The following is a 19882-nucleotide window of genomic DNA, read 5'->3' as shown; positions in this document are numbered from 1 at the left end:
ACATGGAGTCGAGCAGATGACGCAGCGCATCCGACCGGGCACCGTGGCGGCCATCGCCCTCCTGCTCGCCGTGGCCACCGGCTGCACCGGGCAGCAGCCCACGGCCCCCGCGCCGAGCGGACACCCCGCCGCCGCCCGGGGCGCCGGCGGCCAGGACGCCGACGGGCCCCGCCCGTTCACGCTTCTCGCCGCGGGCGACGTCCTGCCGCACTCCTCCGTGATCGACCGGGCCGCCGCCGACGCGGGCGGCGCCGGCTACGACTTCGCCCCGATGCTGGCGGGCGTCGCCCCGGTCGTCTCCGGCGCGGACCTGGCGTTCTGCCACATGGAGACGGTGTACGGCGAGGAGGGCGGCCCCTACACCGGCTACCCGAGCTTCAAGTCGCCGCCCGAGGTCGCCGCGGCCCTGCGCACCACCGGGTTCGACTCCTGCTCCACCGCCTCCAACCACACCCTCGACGACGGGGCCGAGGGGGTCGCGCGCACGCTCGGCGCGCTCGACGAGGCCGGCATCCGGCACGCCGGCTCCGCCCGCACCGCCGCCGAGGCCGCCCGGCCCACCATCCTGCCCGCCGGGCCGGGGAAGGGCGCGGCCAAGGTCGCCCACCTCGCGTACACCTACGGCACCAACGACATCCCGGTGCCCGCCGACCGACCCTGGACGGTCAACGTGACCGACGAGCGCAGCATCATCGAGGAGGCCAGGGCGGCCCGGCGGGCCGGCGCCGATGTCGTCGTCCTCTCCATCCACTGGGGCACCGAATGGCAGGACGAGCCCGACGCCCGGCAGCTGGAGCTGGCCGAGCGGCTCACCGCGTCCGCCGACGGCGGCCGCCCCGACATCGATCTGCTCGCCGGCACACACGCCCATGTGCCGCAGGCGTACGAGAAGGTCAACGGCACCTGGGTCGTCTACGGCATGGGCGACCAGATCGCCGGAGCGATGATCAACTACGAGGGCGTCCAGGACCCGCGCGGCAACCAGAGCTCGATGGGCCGCTTCACCTTCGCGCCGCCCGCGAAACCCGGCGGGCGCTGGACGGTGAAGAAGGCCGAGTTCGTCCCGCAGTGGTACGACACCGTCACCGGACGCGCCGTCAACCTCAACGCCTCCCTCGACGACGGAGCAGAGCACCTCCGTGAGGTCCGCGATCGCATCCGCGCCGTCGTCCTCGGTCGGGGAGCGGAGGGAGACGGGCTCCTCATGGGCAAGTGAACGCTCCCTAGGGCACCACGGTGACCGGCCAGCGCCCCGCCTTCACCAGGCGCACGGCCACCGAGCCGACGAAGCGGTGCCCGGCCGACTCCGACGCCCCGACCACCACCGCGTCCGCCTTCAGCTCGTCGGCCGCCGTCACCAGCCCGTTGTAGGGGTCGCCCCGGAAGGTGTGGAACTCCCAGCGCATGTCCCACGCGTCGCCGAAGCGCTCGGTCGCCGCGCGGATCTCGGAGACCAGGTCCTCCGCGACCTCGCCCGTGGTGTCGCCCACCGGCACGCCCAGCGCCGCGCCCGCCGTCAGGACGGGCTGGACGTACACCAGGGCCAGCACGGCGTTCTGCCGACGGGCCAGTCCGGCGGCGTAGGCCGCCGCGCGCATCGACGAATCGGAGCCGTCGAGCCCCGCGACGATCACCTTGGGGCCGTCCGTGCCGCGTTCGAACCGATGAGGCTGCTGCTCTGTCACGGCTCCGAGGCTATCGGCTCCTTCCGGAGGGGAGGTTCCGGGCCGCCGACCGCACCGAATGGAGATGAACATACTGCGTCGATCGTGTACAAAACGGTCATCATCCGGTGTCGGCGGCCGGAGTGGACGTCCGGCCGTGCGAGCAGTTGGCCATGAGAAGTGATCACACCGGCACCGAGCGCCGCACCCTGCTGAGGGTCGCCCTCGGCCTCGGAACCGCCACTGCCGTGCATCTGATCGCCGCCGCCCCCGCATCGGCGCCCGGCCGCCCCGTACGGGCCGCGGACACCCCGCCCGCAGCGGCCGCGGGACCTCCGGGACAGGTCCGCGGCCGACCCTCCCCGTACCGGCTCGAACCCATGACGGCCAACACCCCGTCCCGCCTCGCACCGGCCAGGCCGCCCGTGCGCGTCCGGCCCTTCGAGCATCTCCCCGACATCGGGCATGCGATGGTCCTCAGCTTCGACGACGGCCCCGACCCGCTCTACACCCCGGACATCCTGGCCACTCTCCGCGAGCACCGGGTCCGCGCGATGTTCTTCGTCTGCGGAGAGATGGCCGACGGCAACCCGGACCTGCTGCGCGAGATGGCCGACGACGGGCATGTGGTGGGCAACCACTCCTGGTCGCACCCACTGATCCCGAAGCTCTCCCGCCCCGCGATCCGCGACGAACTGGGGCGCACCAGCGAGGTGGTGGACCGGGCGCTCGGGGCCCCGCCGCTCTGGTACCGCGCCCCCTATGGCGCGTGGAACCGCAACTCCTTCGAGATCGGGGCCGAGTTGGGCATGGAGCCCATGGCCTGGACCGTGGACACGCTGGACTGGAAGGCGCCGGGCACCGGCACGATCGTCCGCCGGGTGCTGGACGGAGCGGCGCCCGGCGTCGTCGTCCTCTCGCACGACGCGGGCGGCGACCGCTCGCAGAGTGTCGCGGCCCTGCGCCGCTACCTTCCCCGGCTGCTGGACTCCGGCTACCGCATCACCGTGCCGCGTCGCCTCTGAGCCGCGGCACGCGTGCGCGCACGACGGCGCCCCGGCGGCCACGGCGGATTCCTGGGATCCTCGTGGCCGCCGGGGCGCCGTCGTGCGGGGAGCGCCGCTGTCAGCGGGTGTCCACGAGCCGGGCGAAGACCACCACGTTGCCGTCGTAGCCGCCCGCCTTGGAGTAGCCTCCGCCGCAGGTGATGACCCGCAGCTCCGCGTGGCCGGTGTCGCCGTAGACCCTGGGGCCGGGGAAGTCGTTCTTGGAGAAGACCTCCACCCCGTACACCTCGAAGATCCCGACCCGGCCGTCGTAGCGGGCGACCTCGACCCGGTGTCCCTTCTGGAGCGAGCCGAGGCCGTAGAAGACCGCGGGCCCGGACCTGTTGTCGACGTGGCCGACGACCACGGCGGTGCCGCGCTGGCCGGGGGCGATGCCGTTCTGGTACCAGCCGGCGAGGTTGGGGTCCTCGGCGGGCGGGGCGTCGATCCACCCGTTGGCGTCCAGGTTGACGTCGATGACGGGTGCGTCCACGTCGATGGAGCCGATCTTCACGCGCGAGGCGGGCGCGTACGGCAGGGGCTGCACCGGTTCGCCCTCCACCGGCGGCCCCGCGGCATCCTTGCCCAGGTCCAGCGAGGCGGCCGCCGCGGGCTGCGGAGGGCCCGCCTCCCCGAACTCCGTGCCGTTGCGCATGAGGGCGAGGCCGCTGAGCAGTACCAGGGCGACCGCACCCCATGGCACACGTCTGGTCCGCTCGGCGCCAACGTAGTCCCGGCCCATGGCTCTCCCTTCGTCGCGACGCTGTGAACGCTAAGGGCGCCGCGTCGGGGCGGCGATCAGGGAGGGGCGAACGGGTGGCGGGCGGGATCGGGCCCCTGCCGGATGAATGCCCATCGGAGTAATGAGCAGATAAAAGTTCTGATGGTCTGTGACCTGCGACTCCGTCAGCTTCGCGGGTTTTCGTACGGCGTGTCGCGTCACCGGGGTGGAGCAACACCGAAGTGCGATTCAACGATCCGCTGGTGAGTGTTCGTCATGGGAGGCGTTCTCGTCGATCCAGCCCGGGGGACAAGCCCCCGGGGGCGTTTCCCGCTGGAGGTTCACACGATGCGTGTTTCACGCGCTCTCGCGGTCACCGCGACCGCCTTCGCGGCCGTCGGGCTCGCGGCCCCCATGGCCGCCGCCACCAACGGCCCGGTCAACGTCGCCGTCAATCCTCAGTCCGTCCACCAGGGCGGCACGCTGAAGATCACCGCGCAGGGCTGCGGTCACGGCGGCAAGGTCTGGTCGAACGCGTTCCCGACGACCACCCTCTCGCCGGGCGACGGCACCAACTTCGCCCATGCCCGGGTCCGGAACAACACCACGCCGGGTCAGTACCACCTCTCCGTGAAGTGCAGTGACAACGACCGGATCGCGACGCAGAAGTTCACCGTGCTCGCCGGCAACGGCGCGCAGGGCGGGCTCGGCGGCTCGATGGGTCCGAGCTCCGTGGAGATGCAGGTCGGCGGCGGTCTGGTGGCCGCGGCGGCCGTCGGCGGCGCGGTCTTCCTCGTCCGGCGTCGGCAGACGAGCCATGCGGCGTTCTAAGGCGTCGAACCTCCCGCCCGGCCCGATACGCCCGTCGCCCCGAGTCCTGGACCAGGACCCGGGGCGACTGCCGTGCGCCGCATGCTCGCGGTCAGTGGTGGCGGTCGGCGCTACGGCGGCGTGCGAAGTAGAGGGCGCCCGCGGCGGCCGTGACCACCAGGGCCCCTCCGGCGGCGACCTCCACCGTGTCGGTGGAGGCGGAGCTCCCGCCGAGGCCGCCGCGCACGCCGCCCGGCACGAGGGCCGTCGAGCTGGCGGTCGGAACGGTGGTGGGCGTCGGGGTGGGGGTGCTCGTGGCGCCGCCGGTGATCGTCAGGTTGACGTTCCGGGAGGTGCCGGTGGAGCCGCACGCGAACGTCACCGCGTACACGGCACCCCGGCGGGCGGCCGTGTCGATGGTGGCGGTGGCCGTCGTGGAGCCGCTCGGGATGGTGGTGGTGTCGAAGATGCCCGAGGTGACGGTCGTCTCGCCCGTGCAGCCGCCGGCGCCGAGGGTGACCCGGCCGCCCGGTGCGATGACCGACGGGGCGATCGTCGGATTGAACGTGCTGGTCGCCCCGTCCGGCGCGGCGTGGGCGGCGGACGGGGCCAGCAGCGTCAGAGCACTGGCGCCGAGCAGGGCGAGCGGTGCGACACGTATCGCGCGCATGGTGGATCCTCCGGGTTCCCCGAGGGGCAGCTGCGGAACCAATTTCCACATAGCAGGAAAAATGCACCTCGATGCCCGACACGCTAGGAGCGGTCGTCCCGGCACGCGATCGGGGTCCGGCGAATGGGTCAGCGGTGTCCCCCGGCCGGCTCATCGCCCCGCCCGCCGCCCGGGGACGCGGGCCTCAGCGGGCGGCCCCCGGGAACATGTCGAGGAACGGGTCCGCGGTGGCAGAGATGCCCCGGCCGAAGGGCGCGTCGAAGTCCCAGATCAGAAAGAGCAGGAAGGCGATCAACGCGCTGAACAGGCCGGCCAGGAGCAGTTCGCGGAACGTTCTGCGGATCTGGAGGGTGAAGATCAGCCCTACGGTCACCAGCGCCCCGATGATCAGCCCGAACCAGACGACTCCCGGCATCGTCGCCCCGGCGTTCTGCGCGCGCGTGCTGCGGGCGTCGTCCGCCGCCGCCACCTGGTCGACCAGCGGCTGATAGGCCTGCCCCTCGTGATCGGTCCTGGGCACGTAGTCGGTGACGTCCGCCCGTACCTTGTCCAGCAACTCGGTGCCACGCTCGGTGAGCGTGTTGTGTTCGGACATCACCTTCCACTCGTCGTGCACCACATGGTTCACATAGGCGTCGACGTCCGCCCGGATGCGGTCGCGGACCTCCACCGGATAGACGGAGGCCCGCGCCCGCACCTCGTGCAGCGCCTGCGCCTCGATGCGTACGGACTCCTGGGCGGCGCTGCGCCCCTCCCAGACCCCGGCGATGGCGAGCCCCAGGACGATCGCGTAGACCACGCCGATCATCATCGTCATGTACTCGATGACGTCGGGTGTCTCGGACGGGTCGTCGTCATCCCCGATCCGCCGGTTGTTCAGGACGGCGATGGTGAGGACGACCGCGCAGGCGGACGCCATGGCAATGCTCAGTACGAGCCATTCGGACATGCATCTCTCCTGGTCAGCGGGATGATCGTGGCCGGAGCACGGCAACGGCGAACACCGCCGGGGCGGTGATGAGCAGCGTCAGGGACACCAGCGACGGTCCGCTCCGCGGCTGTTTGCGGGTCGGTTTGCGGTACGTCGGCAGCGCGACGGGCCGGGGGCGCGGCGGCTCGGTCCGCTCCGGCGGCTTCGGTGAGGGCGAGGGCGAGGGTGGCGGTGATGGTGGCGGTGCGGGTGCGGGTGCGGGTGCGGGTGCGGGTGCGGGTGAGGGGGGCGGGGGCGGCGGAGGAGGAGAGGGAGGGGGTGGAGGCGGCGGTTCCGCGATCACCGGCGGTGGCGGTGGCGGTGGCGGTGGCGGAGGGGGTGGCGGTGGCGGAGGAGGAGGGGATGGGGGCGGGGGTGGTGGTGGCGGTTCGGGCGGTGGCGGTGGTGGCGGCTCGGAGACCGCGACGCAGCCCCCGTCCCCCGCCACGGCGACCGAGGAACTGCCGTCGCCCTGCCCGATCGAGGCCACCGCGCAGCTGTCGGCGGTGGCGGGCAGCGGTACGGCTGTCAGCCAGAGAAGTGCGGCGGCTGTGGTGAGCCGCGCGATGCGTGATCCGTACACGACGGCGAGCATGATCCACGCCGGCGGGGAACACGCGGTACTCGCGGGTGATTCGCCTGATCGTGCGGTTAATGGGCCATTCGTGTTTGGGCCCCGATCCCCGGACCGCCGAATTCCTCCGGGCCTCTCCTTGAACGCGAACCCGTCGGCGTCCCACCGCGGCCGGCGCCTCTCCGAGTGCTGGGAGAGGTCGCCCGCGGCGACGGCACGAGCCAACTCATCGTCGACGACAGGCCGATGTACCGGTACCGGCCGATCTCGCCGACCCTGCCCGATCCCGCCGGCCTTTCGGTCCGCGAGGACCCGGAACCCGGCGACATCGTGGTGGACAGCCGCGGTATGCCTGTTTACCGCTTCACCAAGGACATGGCCCGGCCGTTGAGGACCGCGCACACGGGCGACTGCCTCAAGGAGTGGCCGGTAGTGGCTCCCCTGGCCAAAAAGCGGTGGGTGGTGTCGCGGTGAAGGGATTCGTCCCCTTCGACCGCCCCGACGGCGTCGAGCGGCAGACCATCGACTGCCGGCCCATCCGCGCCTTCGCGAACGACACCAAGCCCGGCGACACCGACGGACAAGAGGTCGGCGGTACCTGGTACGCCGTTTCCCCGATTCCTAACTGGTCGGCGTTTTCCGGTAATCGGGCCGGTGGGCCATCGCCCAGGAGCCCCAAGTGGCCCCGAACCGCCGGGAAACGGCGTCCGGAGTGCCGGTCCGTCGCGGTACGCATACGCGCAGCGACGGACCGGCCGTGGATGCCACCGGAGTGTGACCAATAACGGATCGCTAATTTCCGTTTCCACTCGCTCTCTTGGCGGCCGATCAGTAGCCTCTGGTCAACACTGACCATGAACATGGCCGGATCGCCGTGGCGACTTGTTGGAGACATCGATGGAGCGTCCCGCCTGGGCACCGCAGGGCATTGACATTTCGGTGCCAAGCGTGTCTCGCATGTACGACTTCTATCTGGGCGGATCGCACAATTTCGAGGTGGACCGGGAAGCCGCGCGCAAGGCCATGGAGTTCCTCCCGGGTCTTCCCAAGATCATGCAGGCCAATCGCGCCTTTATGCGCCGGGCCGTCCGCCATGCCGTCGACATCGGCATCGACCAGTTCCTGGACATCGGCTCCGGCATACCGACCTTCGGCAACGTCCACGAGGTCGCGCAGGCCGCCGACCCGGCGGCCAAGGTGGCCTACGTCGACCACGACCCGGTCGCCGTCGCCCACAGTCAGGCCGTCCTGGAGGGCAACGACCGCGCGGTCATCGCCGCCGCCGACCTGCGCCGCCCCAAGGAGATCCTGGCGAACCCGGAGATCACCGGACTGCTCGACCTGGACCGGCCGGTGGCCCTGCTGCTGGTCGCGGTGCTCCACTTCGTCGAGGACGCCGACGACCCGCGCGCCGCGGTCGCCGAACTGCGCGAGTCACTGGCCCCCGGCAGCCTGATCGTCCTGACCCATGCCTCGTACGAGGGCATCCCGCTGCCCAAGGAGGACGCGGCCGGCACGGTCGGCGTCTACCGGAACATCCGCAACCCGCTGATCATGCGCTCGCGCGAGGAGATCGGCCGGTTCTTCGAGGGCTACGAGATGGTCGAGCCGGGCCTCGTGTCGATGCCGGAATGGCGGCCCGACACCCCGCAGGCGCCGGAGCAGGAAGACCCGTACGCCTTCTCGGGCTTCGCAGGGGTCGGGCGCAAGGCGTGACCATTCCCGCCCAGGCGTCCGGGGAACCGGACGCGGAACCCGACGGTCCGGAAGGCCGTCTCCGGAGATTCGCCAGAATCTGGAGCCGGGCCATCTTCCCTCTGACGGCCACCTCTCTCACCCGGCCGGAGTTCGAACAGCATCTGCTGCCCCTGGCACGCGAGCTGAACGGCATCCTGCACGCCCATCCCTTCGACGCCTCGCCCGCCCAGCGGATCGGCGAGGCCCTGATCGACGCGCACTGCACCGACCCGGACGCCCTCAGCTCCACGCTCGGCGTCGTCGACTCCTACCTCGTCCTGTACTGCGGCGGCAACGGGCCCGGCGTGCTGTCCACCGAGGACGGCCGGGCCCGCTGCGCCCGCATCCAGCACACCCTCGCCGCCGGCTTCACCGGGGCCCTGCGCGAGCGCACGCTCGCCGAGCAGGAGGCCATCGCCCGCTCGGCGCTGACCGCCCGCTCGGACGCCGAACAGGCCCTGCACGCGACGGAGGCCCGGTTCCGCGCGGTCTTCAAGGACGCCGCCATCGGCATCGGCGTCGCCGACCTGGACGGCAACATCCTGGAGATCAACGACACCCTCACCAAGATGTTCGGCGGGCTGGAGAACCACGTCCGCAGCCACAGGGTGAACGAGTGGGTCCACCCCGAGGACTCGCCGCAGGTGTGGAAGTTCTACGACGAGCTGGTACGCGGCGAACGCGACCACTACCGGGTCGAGAAGGCGTACTACCGCAACGACGGCACCGTCCTGTGGACCAACCTCACCGTCTCGCTGCTGCGGGACTCCGAAGGCCGTCCCGAGTACCAGCTCGCGCTGATGGAGGACACCACCGAGCGGCGGCTGCTCAATCTGCGGCTGCGCTACGAGGCCACCCACGACGCGCTCACCGGGCTGCCCAACCGGACCCTGTTCTTCGAGCGTCTGGAGAAGGCACTCGCCGCCCAGGAGGGGATCCGCTTCGGCCTCTGCTATCTGGACCTCGACGGCTTCAAGGCCATCAACGACAGCCTCGGCCACGCCGCCGGCGACCGCCTCCTGGTCGAGGTCGCCGACCGGCTCCAGAGCTGCGCCACCGCGCCCGGCGAGATGGTCGCCCGGCTCGGCGGCGACGAGTTCGTGGCGCTGACCACGGGACCGGACACCGCCGAGGAGGTGGACGAACTGGCCGGCCGCATCCTGAACGCGCTCGCCTCGCCCATCCGCCTCGACGGCCGCGAGCTGACCGTCCGCGGCTCGATCGGCGTCGTCGAGGGACCCTCCGGGGAGCGCAGCGCCGCCGAGGTGCTGCGCAGCGCCGACATCACGATGTACCGGGCCAAGGCGGCGGGCGGCAACCGCTACCAGCTCGCCGACGCCGAGGCCGACGCGCGCGCCATCACCCGGCACGGGCTGACCACCGCGCTCCCGGCCGCCCTGGACCGGGGCGAGTTCTTCATCGAGTACCAGCCGCTCGTGCACATGGACGACGGCACGGTGCACGGTGCCGAGGCGCTCGTACGGTGGTGCCATCCGCAGCACGGGGTGCTGGGCCCCGACCGGTTCATTCCGCTCGCCGAGCACACCGGGCTCATCGTGCCGCTCGGGCGCTGGGTGCTGGAGGAGTCCGTACGGCAGGCGAACTTCTGGCAGGAGCGGCACAGCGACGGAGGACCGCTGCGGATCAACGTCAACCTCTCGCCGACCCAGCTGCACCACCCCCGTCTCGTCGCCGAGACGGTCGACGTACTGGAACGTTCCGGTCTCGAGCCGGGCGCGCTCTGCCTGGAGGTGACCGAGTCCGCCCTGATCGGCGCCGACGACGATCTCCTCAAGCCGCTGCGGCAGCTCGCGGAGATGGGCGTCGACATCGCGCTCGACGACTTCGGCACGGGCTACTCGAACCTGGCGAACCTGCGCAGGCTGCCGGTGAGCGTGCTCAAGCTGGATCGTTCCTTCACCCGGGGCATGCAGCAGCACCCGGCGGACCCGGTCGATCTGAAGATCGTCGAGGGCATCGTGTCGCTGGCGCACAGCCTGGAGCTGGCCGTCACGGTGGAGGGCGTGGAGACGGGCGCCCAGGCCGAGCAGCTGCGGCTGCTGGGCTGCGACACCGCCCAGGGCTGGTACTACGCCCGCCCAGGGGCCCCCGACCGCATCCACGCCCTGCTGCTGGCGGACGCGGTCTGAGCCCGGCCGGGGCGCGGAGGGTCCTTCGTGCCCCGGCCGGTCGGCGGGAGGCGTCGGCCGGTCAGCCGGAGGCCGGCCGGTGCTCCAGCAGCATCCGCTGGAGTTCGCGCGCGGCCCGGGGCGGGGCCACGTCGCTGCGGTGCGCGAGAGCGATCGTGCGCCGCAGCCCGGCGCCGGCCAGCGGAGTCCTCCGCAGGTCGTGGCCCGCCCGGGCGGCGGCCATGCTCGGCACCACGGCGATGCCGAGTCCCGCCCGTACGAAACCGAGCACCGCGTCCATCTCGCCGCCCTCGACGGTGAACGTGGGCTCGAAGCCCTCCGCGCGGCAGGCGGCCAGGGTCAGCTCCCGCAGGTTGTACCCGTGCCGGAACATCACCAGCGGCGCCCCCTCCAGATCCGCGATCCGGATCCGGCCGCCCCGCCCCGGGGGCGGCTCCTCGGCGGAGGACACCACCACCAGGTCCTCGTGCAGCAGTTCCACCGTGGTCAGCGCGGGCGAGGCGGCCGGCAGGGGCAGCACCACCAGCGCCAGATCGAGCGCTCCCCGCGCCAGCTGACGTACGAGGTCGTGCGAGCCGCCCTCCTCCAGCAGCAGCCGCACCCCCGGATGCCGGTCGTGGAAGGCGCGCAGCATGTCCGGCAGCAGCCCGGTGCACAGGCTCGGCGTCGCCCCCAGCCGCACCCGGCCGCTGCGCAGCGAGACCAGCTCCTGGACCTCCTGCCGTGCCGTCTCCGCGTCGGCGAGGATCCGCCGGGCGAGCGGCAGCAGGGCCTCGCCGGCGTCGGTGAGGGCGATGTTGCCCCGGGCCCGGCTGAACAGATCGGCGCCCAGCTCCGTCTCCAGCGCCCGGATCTGCTGGGAGAGCGAGGGCTGCGACACGTGCACCGCCTCGGCGGCCCGGGTGAAGTGCCGGGCCTCGGCGACGGCCACGAAGTAGGTGAGCTGTTGGAAGTGCACCATCCGACGATACCGTCGATCGATAGTGAACACCTATGGAGATCAGGTGGGCCATGTCTTGGACTGATCGGGCCCTTCGCCCCTACCGTCGTGTCCATGGCATTGGCAACGCGGACGGACCGACGGCCGTCGATGACGCGTACGCTCTGGGACTCGACCGTCGGCAAGAAGACGATCATGGCCGTGACCGGTCTGGTCATGCTCGGATATCTCGTCGCCCACATGGTGGGCAACCTGAAGATCTTCTTCGGACCCGGTGAGTTCGACGGGTACGCCCACTGGCTGCGCACCATGGGCGAGCCGGTACTGCACCACGAGTGGGCGCTCTGGATCGTCCGGGTGGGACTGGTGGCCGCCGTCGTGCTGCACGGCGTCTGCGCGTACCAACTGAGCCGCCGCGACATCCGGGCGCGCCCGGCCAAATACGTCCACAAGCGGCCCCGCTCGAGCTACGCCACCCGGACCATGCGCTGGGGCGGAATCATCCTCGCGCTCTTCATCGTCTGGCACATCCTCGACCTGACGACCGGCACCGTGCACACCAGCTTCGAGGCCGGGCACCCCTACCAGAACGTCATCGACACCTTTTCGACCTGGTACGGCAACGTCATCTACATCGTCGCCGTGCTGGCCATGGGCCTGCACGTCCAGCACGGCTTCTGGAGCGCCGCGCAGACCCTGGGCGTCGGCAACGCGACCCGCGACCGCATCCTGAAGACCCTCGCCAACCTCCTCGCGGCGGTGCTGACGGTGGGCTTCATCTCCGTACCCGTCGCCGTCATGACCGGAGTGGTGAGCTGACATGCCCGACTACACGCAGTACGGCACGGGCGAGCCCCTCGCCGACACGAAGGCCCCCGAGGGCCCCGTCGCCGAACGCTGGGACACCCGCCGCTTCCAAGCGAAACTCGTGAACCCCGCCAACCGGCGCAAACACACCGTCATCGTCGTCGGCACCGGGCTGGCCGGCGGAGCGGCCGGCGCCACTCTGGCGGAACAGGGCTACCACGTCGTCCAGTTCTGCTTCCAGGACTCGCCCCGGCGGGCCCACTCGGTCGCCGCCCAGGGCGGCATCAACGCCGCGAAGAACTACCGCAACGACGGCGACTCCATCCACCGGCTGTTCTACGACACCGTCAAGGGCGGCGACTTCCGCGCCCGTGAGTCCAACGTCCACCGGCTCGCCCAGATCTCCGTCGAGATCATCGACCAGTGCGTCGCCCAGGGCGTCCCCTTCGCCCGCGAGTACGGCGGCCTCCTCGACAACCGCTCCTTCGGCGGTGTCCAGGTCTCCCGCACGTTCTACGCGCGCGGCCAGACCGGACAGCAACTCCTCCTCGGCGCCTACCAGGCACTGTCCCGGCAGATCGCTTCGGGCGGCGTCGAACTCCACGCCCGCACCGAGATGCTGGACCTGATCGTGGTCGACGGCAAGGCGCGCGGCATCGTCGCCCGCGACCTGGTCACCGGGAAGATCGACACCTACTTCGCCGACGCGGTCGTCCTGGCCACCGGCGGCTACGGCAACGTCTTCTACCTGTCGACCAACGCCATGAACTCCAACGCCACCGCCGTCTGGCGCGCGCACCGGCGCGGCGCGTACTTCGCCAACCCCTGCTTCACCCAGATCCATCCCACCTGCATCCCGCGCACCGGCGACCACCAGTCCAAGCTCACGCTGATGAGCGAGTCGCTCCGCAACGACGGCCGCATCTGGGTCCCCAAGGCCAAGGGCGACGACCGCCCGGCCAACAAGATCCCCGAGGACGAGCGCGACTACTACCTGGAGCGGATCTACCCCGCCTTCGGGAACCTGGTGCCCCGCGACATCGCCTCCCGCGCCGCCAAGAACGTCTGCGACGAGGGGCGCGGCGTCGGCCCCGGCGGTCAAGGGGTCTACCTGGACTTCGCCGAGGCCATCGGCCGGATGGGCCGCAAGGCCGTCGAAGCCAAGTACGGCAACCTCTTCGACATGTACCAGCGGATCACCGACGAGGACCCCTACACGGTCCCCATGCGGATCTACCCCGCCGTGCACTACACGATGGGCGGCCTGTGGGTCGACTACGACCTCTCCACCACCATCCCCGGCCTGTTCGCGATCGGTGAGGCGAACTTCTCCGACCACGGGGCCAACCGCCTCGGCGCCTCCGCCCTGATGCAGGGCCTCGCCGACGGCTACTTCGTCCTGCCCTCCACGATCAACGACTACCTCGCCCGCAATCCGCACACCGATACCGTGGACGAGGCGCACCCCGCCGTCGCGGAGGCCGTGGCGGAGACCGAGGACCGGATCAACCTGCTGCTCTCCGTCGACGGCGACCGCACCCCCGACTCCTTCCACCGCGAGATCGGTGAACTCATGTGGGAGTACTGCGGGATGGCCCGCACCGAGGACGGTCTGCGCAAGGCGCTCGCGAAGATCCCGGAGATCCGCGAGGAGTTCTGGCGCCGCATCAGGGTCCCCGGCACCGGCGAACAGTTCAACCAGTCGCTGGAGAAGGCGAACCGCATCGTCGACTACCTGGAGCTCGCCGAGCTCATGTGCCTCGACGCCCTCCACCGCGCCGAGTCCTGCGGCGGCCACTTCCGCGCGGAGTCCCAGACCCCGGACGGCGAGGCCGAGCGGCGCGACGAGGAGTTCTCCTACGCCGCCGCCTGGGAGTTCACCGCCACCGGCGGCGCCCCCGTCCTGCACAAGGAAGACCTCGTCTTCAGTGACGTCCACCCCACCCAGCGGAGCTACGCATGAAGCTCACCCTGCGCGTCTGGCGCCAGCGGAACCCCGAGACGCCCGGCGCCATGGCCACCTACGAAGTCGACGGCATCTCCGCCGACATGTCGTTCCTGGAGATGCTCGACACCCTCAACGAGGAACTCACCCTCGCCGGGGACGAGCCGGTCGCCTTCGACCACGACTGCCGTGAGGGCATCTGCGGCGCGTGCAGCCTCGTCATCAACGGCGACGCCCACGGCCCGGAACGCACCACCACCTGCCAGCTCCACATGCGGTCCTTCGCCGACGGCGACACGATCGACATCGAACCCTGGCGGGCCTCCGCCTTCCCGGTCATCAAGGACCTGGTCGTGGACCGCTCCTCGTTCGACCGGATCATCCAGTCCGGCGGCTACATCTCCGCCGCCACCGGCACCGCCCCGGACGCCCACGCCACCCCGGTGCCCAAGCCGGACGCCGACTTCGCCTTCGAGCACGCCGAGTGCATCGGCTGCGGAGCCTGCGTCGCCGCCTGTCCCAACGGCTCGGCGATGCTGTTCACCTCGGCGAAGGTCAACCACCTCAACGTCCTGCCGCAGGGCGCACCCGAGCGCGAGACCCGCGTCCTGGACATGGTGGCCCAGATGGACGACGAGGGCTTCGGCGGCTGCACCCTGACCGGCGAGTGCGCCACGGCCTGCCCGAAGGGCATCCCGCTGCCCTCGATCGCCGCGATGAACAAGGAGTGGTTGCGGGCGACCCGCAAGGTCCGCCGCTGACAAGGGAGTTGATCCCGGCGTTGATCCCGTACGGTTCCGGAGCCGTACGGGATCGACGCGATGCCCGCCGCCGGGTCAGCGCCGCAGGGCCTTCGCCAGATACGGCGCCGTACGACTCCCCGCGACGCCCGCCACCTCCGCCGGCGTGCCCGCCGCGACGATCCGGCCGCCCCGGTCACCGCCCTCGGGCCCCAGGTCGACGACATGGTCCGCGCCCGCCACCACGGCCATGTCGTGCTCCACGACCACCACCGTGCCCCCGGCGTCGACCAGGGAGTGCAGCTGCCGCATCAGCACCTCCACATCGGCGGGATGCAGCCCCGTCGTCGGCTCGTCCAGCAGATACAGCGTGTGCCCGCGCCGGGTGCGCTGGAGCTCCGCCGCCAGCTTGATGCGCTGCGCCTCGCCGCCGGACAGCTCCGTGGCGGGCTGGCCGAGCCGCAGATAGCCGAGGCCCACGTCCAACAGGGTGGTCAGCGCGCGTTCGGCGGCCGGCGTCCCGGCGAAGAAGGACGCCGCCGACTCCACGGTCAGATCCAGGACCTGGGCGATCGTCAGTCCGTCGAGGGTGACGTCCAGGGTCTCCGGGTTGTACCGCGCGCCGTGGCAGTCCGGGCACGGCGCGTAGGTGCTCGGAAGGAACAGCAGCTCCACCGAGACGAACCCCTCGCCCTGGCAGGTCTCGCACCGGCCGCCGCTCACGTTGAACGAGAAGCGCCCCGCGCCGTAGCCGCGCTCCCGCGCCGTCCCCGTCCGCGCGAAGAGCTTCCGCACGGCGTCGAAGAGACCGGTGTACGTGGCCAGATTGGACCGGGGCGTACGGCCGATGGGCTTCTGGTCGACCTGGACGAGCCGGTCGACCGCCTCCAGACCGGTGGCCGCCGCGCAGTACCGCTCACCCGGCCCGGCCTCCTCGCCCGCCTGCCGGTCCGCCAGCACCCCGGCGAGCACCTGGCCGACCAGGGTCGACTTGCCCGAGCCGGACACCCCGGTCACCGCCGTGAACACCCCGAGCGGGAACGCCGCGTCCACGCCCCGCACATTGTGCCGCTCCACGCCGGTCAGCCGGATCCACCCGGTCGGCGTGCGCGGCTCCCGTAGCGGCACGGGCCCCTCCTCGAACAGAAACCGCCGGGTCGCCGACTCCGGCACCCGGGCCAGTCCTTCGGGCGGCCCGCTGTGCAGCACCCGCCCGCCGTGCTCCCCGGCCAGCGGGCCCACGTCCACCAGCCAGTCAGCCCGCCGCACCACGTCCATCTGGTGCTCCACCACGAAGACCGAGTTCCCGGCCTCCTTCAGTCGGCCCAGCACCCCGAGCAGCGCCTCGGTGTCCGCCGGGTGAAGCCCGGCCGACGGCTCGTCCAGGACGTAGACGACGCCGAAGAGACCCGACCGCAACTGCGTTGCCAGCCGCAGCCGTTGCAGCTCTCCCGAGGACAGCGTCGGGGCCGTCCGGTCCAGGCTCAGATAGCCGAGCCCCAGCTCCGTCACCGTCCCGATCCGTGCCAGCAGATCGCCTGTCAGCACCCGGGCCGTCTCCTCACCGCCCGACCCCGCACCGGAGAGCACCTCGGCCAGCGCGGACAGCGGCAGCCCGGCCAGCTCGGCGATGGTCCGCCCCGCGAAGGTCACGGCCATCGCCTCGGGCCGCAGCCGGCTCCCGCCGCACACCGGGCACGGGGCGCTGGTCAAGAACCGCTCCGCCTTCGCCCGCAGGGCCCGGCTCCTGGTGTCCGCGAAGGTGTGCAGCACATAGCGCCGCGCGCTCGTGTACGTGCCCTGGTACGGGCGTTGGATCCGGCCCGCGTCCCGCACCGGATGCACCGTCACCACCGGCTGCTCGTCCGTGAACAGGATCCACTCCCGGTCCTCTCCGGGCAGCTCGCGCCACGGCCGGTCGACGTCGTGGCCCAGCGCGTCCAGCACATCGCGGAGGTTCTTGCCCTGCCACGCCCCGGGCCACGCGGCGATCGCCCCCTCCCGGATCGACAGCGAGGGGTCCGGGACGAGCAACTCCTCGTCCGTCCGGTGGATGCGGCCCAGCCCGTGGCACTCCGGGCACGCCCCGACGGCGGTGTTGGGGGAGAAGGAGTCGGAGTCCAGGCGCTCGGCGCCCGGCGGATAGTCGCCCGCGCGGGAGAACAGCATGCGCAGCGAGTTGGAGAGCGTCGTCACCGTCCCGACGGACGAGCGGGCCCCCGGGGCGGAGCGCCGCTGCTCCAGCGAGACGGCGGGCGGCAGCCCGGTGATCTCCCCGACGGCGGGCGCGCCCACCTGATGGATCAGCCGCCGGGCGTAGGGGGCCACGGACTCGAAGTAGCGGCGCTGGGCCTCCGCGTAGATGGTCCCGAAGGCGAGCGAGGATTTCCCGGACCCCGACACGCCCGTGAAGACCGTCAGGGTGTCGCGTGGGATGTCGACCCGGACGTTCTTGAGGTTGTGCTCGCGGGCGCCGCGCACCCGGACGTACGGATCGTGGGGGAAGGGCATGGGGCTCGGCTCCGTACGGGTGGGTTCTGATGCCTGACAGGACAAACAGTCCGATTCTAGGCGTCGGAGCCGACGGCGGGCCCCCGGGATCCGGCGGCGCGCCTCAGGGCGTGCAGGCGCGGGCGACGGCTCCGGTGTCCCAGTAGAACGGCTGAATCTCGGTGATCCGGCCGTCCCGGACGGTGAGGGTCTGCAGGATGGGGAACGTCAGCTCCCGCGCGGTCGCCCGGGACACGGCGCGGACGATCGTGCGCACCACCGAGGTCTCCCCGGTGGCCAGAAAGTCCTGTTCCACCAGCTCGAACGTGGACCAGGTGTCGCTCATCGCCAGGAAGAACCGTTCCAGGCCGAGGTGCCCGCGCCAGACTCCGCCGTACGGGAGCCCCGCCGCCTGATGGAGGACCACATCGGGGGCGAAGCAGGGTGCCAGGTGGTCGAAGGAGGCCGTTCCCGGTCCGCCGGCCGCCAGATAACGTGCTTCGGCCGTGTACATGGCGCTGAGTACCGCCCGGGAGTCCGTCGTCGGAGAGTGCGTCATGACCCCAGCGTTCCCGATCCTGGCGGTCGGGTCCGGCGGCTATCGGACGTCGAGGCTCGGCACCGGAACCCGCCCGTCCCGGTCCCGGAGCCGGGCGATCCGGGCGAGCCGCCGCAGCGAGTCCACTAGACCCTCCCGGTCGTGCGTACTGGTCGTGACGAGCACCTCGTCCGCCCCGGTCTCCTCGATCGCCCGCTCCAACTGACCGGCCACCTGGTCCTCCGTGCCGTGGACATGGCCGTCGAGCCCCCGTTCGTACAGCGTCCGCTCCTTGGCCGTCATGGCGAGGGCCTCGACGCGCTCGGCCGGGGCCAGGGGCGGAAAGTCCCCGTGCGTACGGGAGTACGCCATGGCCCACGCCTCCGGTACGAGCAGCCGACGGGCCGCCTCCTCGGTGCCGGCGACGGCCACCGTGCCCGCGACGATCACCTCGGGCCGCTCGGCGCGGGCGGAGGGGCGGAAGTCGCGGCGGTAGACCTCGATGGCGCGCAGCACCTTCTCCCGGCCGCGCAGATCGCCGATGACGAGGGGCAGCCCGGCGGCCGCGGCGACCGACGCGCCCTCCCCGATCGCCAGGACGTACGCGGGGATGCGCAGTCCCTCCGCCGGATGGGCGTGCACCCCGGGGTGGGCCCGCTGGGCGCCGTCGATCCAGCCGAGCAGTTCGGTGAGACGTCCGGGAAAGTCCTCGGCGTCCTCCTTGCCGTGGCCGAGCGCCCGGCGGACGCCGTCGGTGAACCCCACGGAGCGTCCGAGCCCCATGTCGATCCGGCCGGGAAAGAGGGAGGCGAGCACCCCGAACTGCTCCGCGACGACCAGCGGTCGGTGGTTGGGCAGCATCACCCCGCCGGTGCCGACCCGGATGGTGGAGGTCGCGGCGGCGACGGCGGCTGCCAGCACCGTCGGCGCGGACCCCGCGACCCCCGGCACGCCGTGGTGCTCGGAGACCCAGAAGCGGTGGAAGCCGAGCTTCTGCGCCTCCCGGGCCAGGTCGACGGTGTCACGCAGCGCCCGGGACGCGTCGTGCCCCTCACGGGTGCGGGAACGGTCCAGGACGGAGAAGCGGGTCGAGGCGATCACAGAGCTCACGCTCCCTTCAACACCGGCGCTCTCCCAGGATTCCCGCACCGCCCGGCTTCCCGTGAACGCCGCGGCTCCTCCAGGATTCGCGCGCGACCGCCGACGCCGGGACCGACGGGCTTCCTAAGCTGGGGGAGTGGACAACGACGCACGGCCGCTGGCCGTATTCGACCTGGACGGCACGCTCGCGGACACCGCCCACCGGCAGCACTTCCTGGAGGGCCCGAAGCGCGACTGGGCCGGCTTCTTCGCCGCGGCCGCGGACGATCCGCCGCTCGCGGAGGGCGTACGGATGGTGCTCGCGAGTGCCGAGGAGTGCCGCATCGTCTACCTGACCGGACGCCCCGAGCGGTGCCGTCGCGACACCGTGCGCTGGCTGAGCCGTCAGCAACTGCCCGAGGGCACGCTGTTCATGCGGCGCAACGACGACCGGCGCCCCGCACGCCGGACGAAGCTGGACGTCCTTCGGCGGCTGGGGCGGAAGGAGCAGGTGCGCATGCTCGTGGACGACGACGAGCTGGTCTGCGACGCGGCCCAGGTGGCCGGATTTACCGTGTTGCGGGCCCGCTGGGCCGACCCGTCGGCGGCGCTGAAGGATGCCCAGGAACGCGAGGGGCGTACCTGATCAGGCGCTTTCGTCAAGCCGGAAGCCCACCTTCAGGCCTACCTGGTAGTGCGCGATTCGGCCATCCTCGATATGGCCCCGAACTTGATTAATCTCGAACCAATCGAGATTGTGCAACGTTTCCGCCGCTCTTGCGACGCCGTTCCGGATCGCCTCGTCGATACCCTCCTCGGAGGTTCCTACGATCTCGGTGACCCGATAGGTGTGATTCGGCATTGTTTGTCTCCTCTCCTGAGACCACGTTGCCCCAATCCGAGGCCTCCCGCGAGGGGGAGGGTGGGGCGAATCGGGACGAGCACCCGCCTTGACCTACTGAATGGTCCATACCAAAATTCAGCCAACCACCCGTGCGAG

At 71.5% G+C, this 19882-nt stretch carries 18 protein-coding genes and 1 pseudogene; 10 read left to right on the top strand and 9 right to left on the bottom strand.

Annotated features, from left to right (window positions below):
- Positions 1–16 precede the first annotated feature (16 nt).
- Positions 17–1216, top strand: coding sequence for a CapA family protein (locus tag ACIRJT_RS05960; RefSeq protein ID WP_403905063.1), 1200 nt, complete (start codon positions 17–19; stop codon positions 1214–1216).
- Positions 1217–1223: 7 nt separating this feature from the next.
- Here the strand turns inward: ACIRJT_RS05960 and ACIRJT_RS05955 are convergent, their stop codons facing one another.
- The gene (locus ACIRJT_RS05955) at positions 1224–1685 is read right to left on the bottom strand and encodes a universal stress protein (protein ID WP_403905060.1); all 462 of its coding nucleotides are present in this window, start codon (positions 1683–1685) and stop codon (positions 1224–1226) included.
- A 152-nt stretch (positions 1686–1837) separates the two neighbouring features.
- Between ACIRJT_RS05955 and ACIRJT_RS05950 the strand changes: the two genes are divergently transcribed.
- Complete coding sequence (locus ACIRJT_RS05950) at positions 1838–2689, top strand: polysaccharide deacetylase family protein (RefSeq protein ID WP_403905057.1); 852 nt, start codon at positions 1838–1840, stop codon at positions 2687–2689.
- Between the two features lie 100 nt (positions 2690–2789).
- Here the strand turns inward: ACIRJT_RS05950 and ACIRJT_RS05945 are convergent, their stop codons facing one another.
- Positions 2790–3452, bottom strand: coding sequence for a class F sortase (locus ACIRJT_RS05945; protein WP_403905053.1), 663 nt, complete (start codon positions 3450–3452; stop codon positions 2790–2792).
- A gap of 327 nt (positions 3453–3779) precedes the next feature.
- Between ACIRJT_RS05945 and ACIRJT_RS05940 the strand changes: the two genes are divergently transcribed.
- Positions 3780–4262, top strand: a complete 483-nt coding sequence (locus tag ACIRJT_RS05940) for a hypothetical protein (protein ID WP_371627291.1) — start codon at positions 3780–3782, stop codon at positions 4260–4262.
- Between the two features lie 91 nt (positions 4263–4353).
- Here ACIRJT_RS05940 and ACIRJT_RS05935 read toward each other — a convergent pair whose 3' ends face one another.
- Positions 4354–4911: a hypothetical protein gene (locus ACIRJT_RS05935; RefSeq protein ID WP_403905050.1), complete on the bottom strand. Its 558-nt coding sequence runs from the start codon at positions 4909–4911 to the stop codon at positions 4354–4356.
- Positions 4912–5095: 184 nt separating this feature from the next.
- Positions 5096–5860 carry a DUF4239 domain-containing protein gene (locus ACIRJT_RS05930; protein WP_403905048.1) on the bottom strand — a complete coding sequence of 255 codons (765 nt, stop codon included), beginning with the start codon at positions 5858–5860 and terminating at the stop codon, positions 5096–5098.
- An 874-nt stretch (positions 5861–6734) separates the two neighbouring features.
- Here ACIRJT_RS05930 and ACIRJT_RS05925 point away from each other — a divergent pair.
- From ACIRJT_RS05925 to ACIRJT_RS05915, 3 genes and pseudogenes are all read left to right on the top strand, one after another.
- Positions 6735–7072, top strand: a pseudogene (locus tag ACIRJT_RS05925) (hypothetical protein); the annotation flags it as partial.
- A gap of 280 nt (positions 7073–7352) precedes the next feature.
- Positions 7353–8171 carry an SAM-dependent methyltransferase gene (locus ACIRJT_RS05920; RefSeq protein WP_403905045.1) on the top strand — a complete coding sequence of 273 codons (819 nt, stop codon included), beginning with the start codon at positions 7353–7355 and terminating at the stop codon, positions 8169–8171.
- Entirely contained in the window at positions 8168–10342 is a 2175-nt protein-coding gene (locus ACIRJT_RS05915; protein ID WP_403905043.1) for a putative bifunctional diguanylate cyclase/phosphodiesterase, read from the top strand. Before ACIRJT_RS05920 ends, ACIRJT_RS05915 begins: the two co-directional genes overlap by 4 nt.
- 61 nt (positions 10343–10403) lie before the next feature.
- Here the strand turns inward: ACIRJT_RS05915 and ACIRJT_RS05910 are convergent, their stop codons facing one another.
- Positions 10404–11300, bottom strand: a complete 897-nt coding sequence (locus tag ACIRJT_RS05910) for a LysR family transcriptional regulator (protein WP_403905475.1) — start codon at positions 11298–11300, stop codon at positions 10404–10406.
- A 132-nt stretch (positions 11301–11432) separates the two neighbouring features.
- Here ACIRJT_RS05910 and ACIRJT_RS05905 point away from each other — a divergent pair, with 132 nt between their 5' ends.
- The 3 genes from ACIRJT_RS05905 to ACIRJT_RS05895 are packed head-to-tail and all read left to right on the top strand — an operon-like array spanning position 11433 to position 14795.
- Complete coding sequence (locus tag ACIRJT_RS05905) at positions 11433–12101, top strand: succinate dehydrogenase cytochrome b subunit (protein ID WP_403905473.1); 669 nt, start codon at positions 11433–11435, stop codon at positions 12099–12101.
- Between the two features lies 1 nt (position 12102).
- On the top strand, positions 12103–14052 hold the full coding sequence (locus ACIRJT_RS05900) for a fumarate reductase/succinate dehydrogenase flavoprotein subunit (protein ID WP_403905041.1): 1950 nt from the start codon (positions 12103–12105) through the stop codon (positions 14050–14052).
- Complete coding sequence (locus ACIRJT_RS05895; RefSeq protein ID WP_403905038.1) at positions 14049–14795, top strand: succinate dehydrogenase/fumarate reductase iron-sulfur subunit; 747 nt, start codon at positions 14049–14051, stop codon at positions 14793–14795. Before ACIRJT_RS05900 ends, ACIRJT_RS05895 begins: the two co-directional genes overlap by 4 nt.
- Positions 14796–14870: 75 nt before the next feature.
- Here ACIRJT_RS05895 and uvrA read toward each other — a convergent pair whose 3' ends face one another.
- The 3 genes from uvrA to ACIRJT_RS05880 all read right to left on the bottom strand — a co-directional run bounded on the left by uvrA (position 14871) and on the right by ACIRJT_RS05880 (position 18912).
- Positions 14871–17285, bottom strand: a complete 2415-nt coding sequence (uvrA, locus tag ACIRJT_RS05890; RefSeq protein WP_403905035.1) for an excinuclease ABC subunit UvrA — start codon at positions 17283–17285, stop codon at positions 14871–14873.
- A 103-nt stretch (positions 17286–17388) separates the two neighbouring features.
- Complete coding sequence (locus tag ACIRJT_RS05885; RefSeq protein WP_403905032.1) at positions 17389–17823, bottom strand: nuclear transport factor 2 family protein; 435 nt, start codon at positions 17821–17823, stop codon at positions 17389–17391.
- Between the two features lie 39 nt (positions 17824–17862).
- Entirely contained in the window at positions 17863–18912 is a 1050-nt protein-coding gene (locus ACIRJT_RS05880) for an MsnO8 family LLM class oxidoreductase (protein WP_403905030.1), read from the bottom strand.
- A 127-nt stretch (positions 18913–19039) separates the two neighbouring features.
- On the opposite strand from ACIRJT_RS05880, the gene ACIRJT_RS05875 reads away from it, so the two are divergent.
- A complete protein-coding gene (locus tag ACIRJT_RS05875; protein WP_403905027.1) occupies positions 19040–19528 on the top strand; it encodes a hypothetical protein in 489 nt (162 codons plus the stop codon).
- Here ACIRJT_RS05875 and ACIRJT_RS05870 read toward each other — a convergent pair whose 3' ends face one another.
- A complete protein-coding gene (locus ACIRJT_RS05870; RefSeq protein ID WP_371627302.1) occupies positions 19529–19744 on the bottom strand; it encodes a dodecin in 216 nt (71 codons plus the stop codon). It abuts the gene before it with no gap.
- Positions 19745–19882: the final 138 nt, after the last annotated feature.

The sequence above is a fragment of the Streptomyces sp. NPDC102283 genome, from assembly GCF_044766265.1.
Classification (GTDB): domain Bacteria; phylum Actinomycetota; class Actinomycetes; order Streptomycetales; family Streptomycetaceae; genus Streptomyces.
Note: the sequence above shows the minus strand (reverse complement) of the source record. Positions and strands in the feature narration are given on the sequence as shown.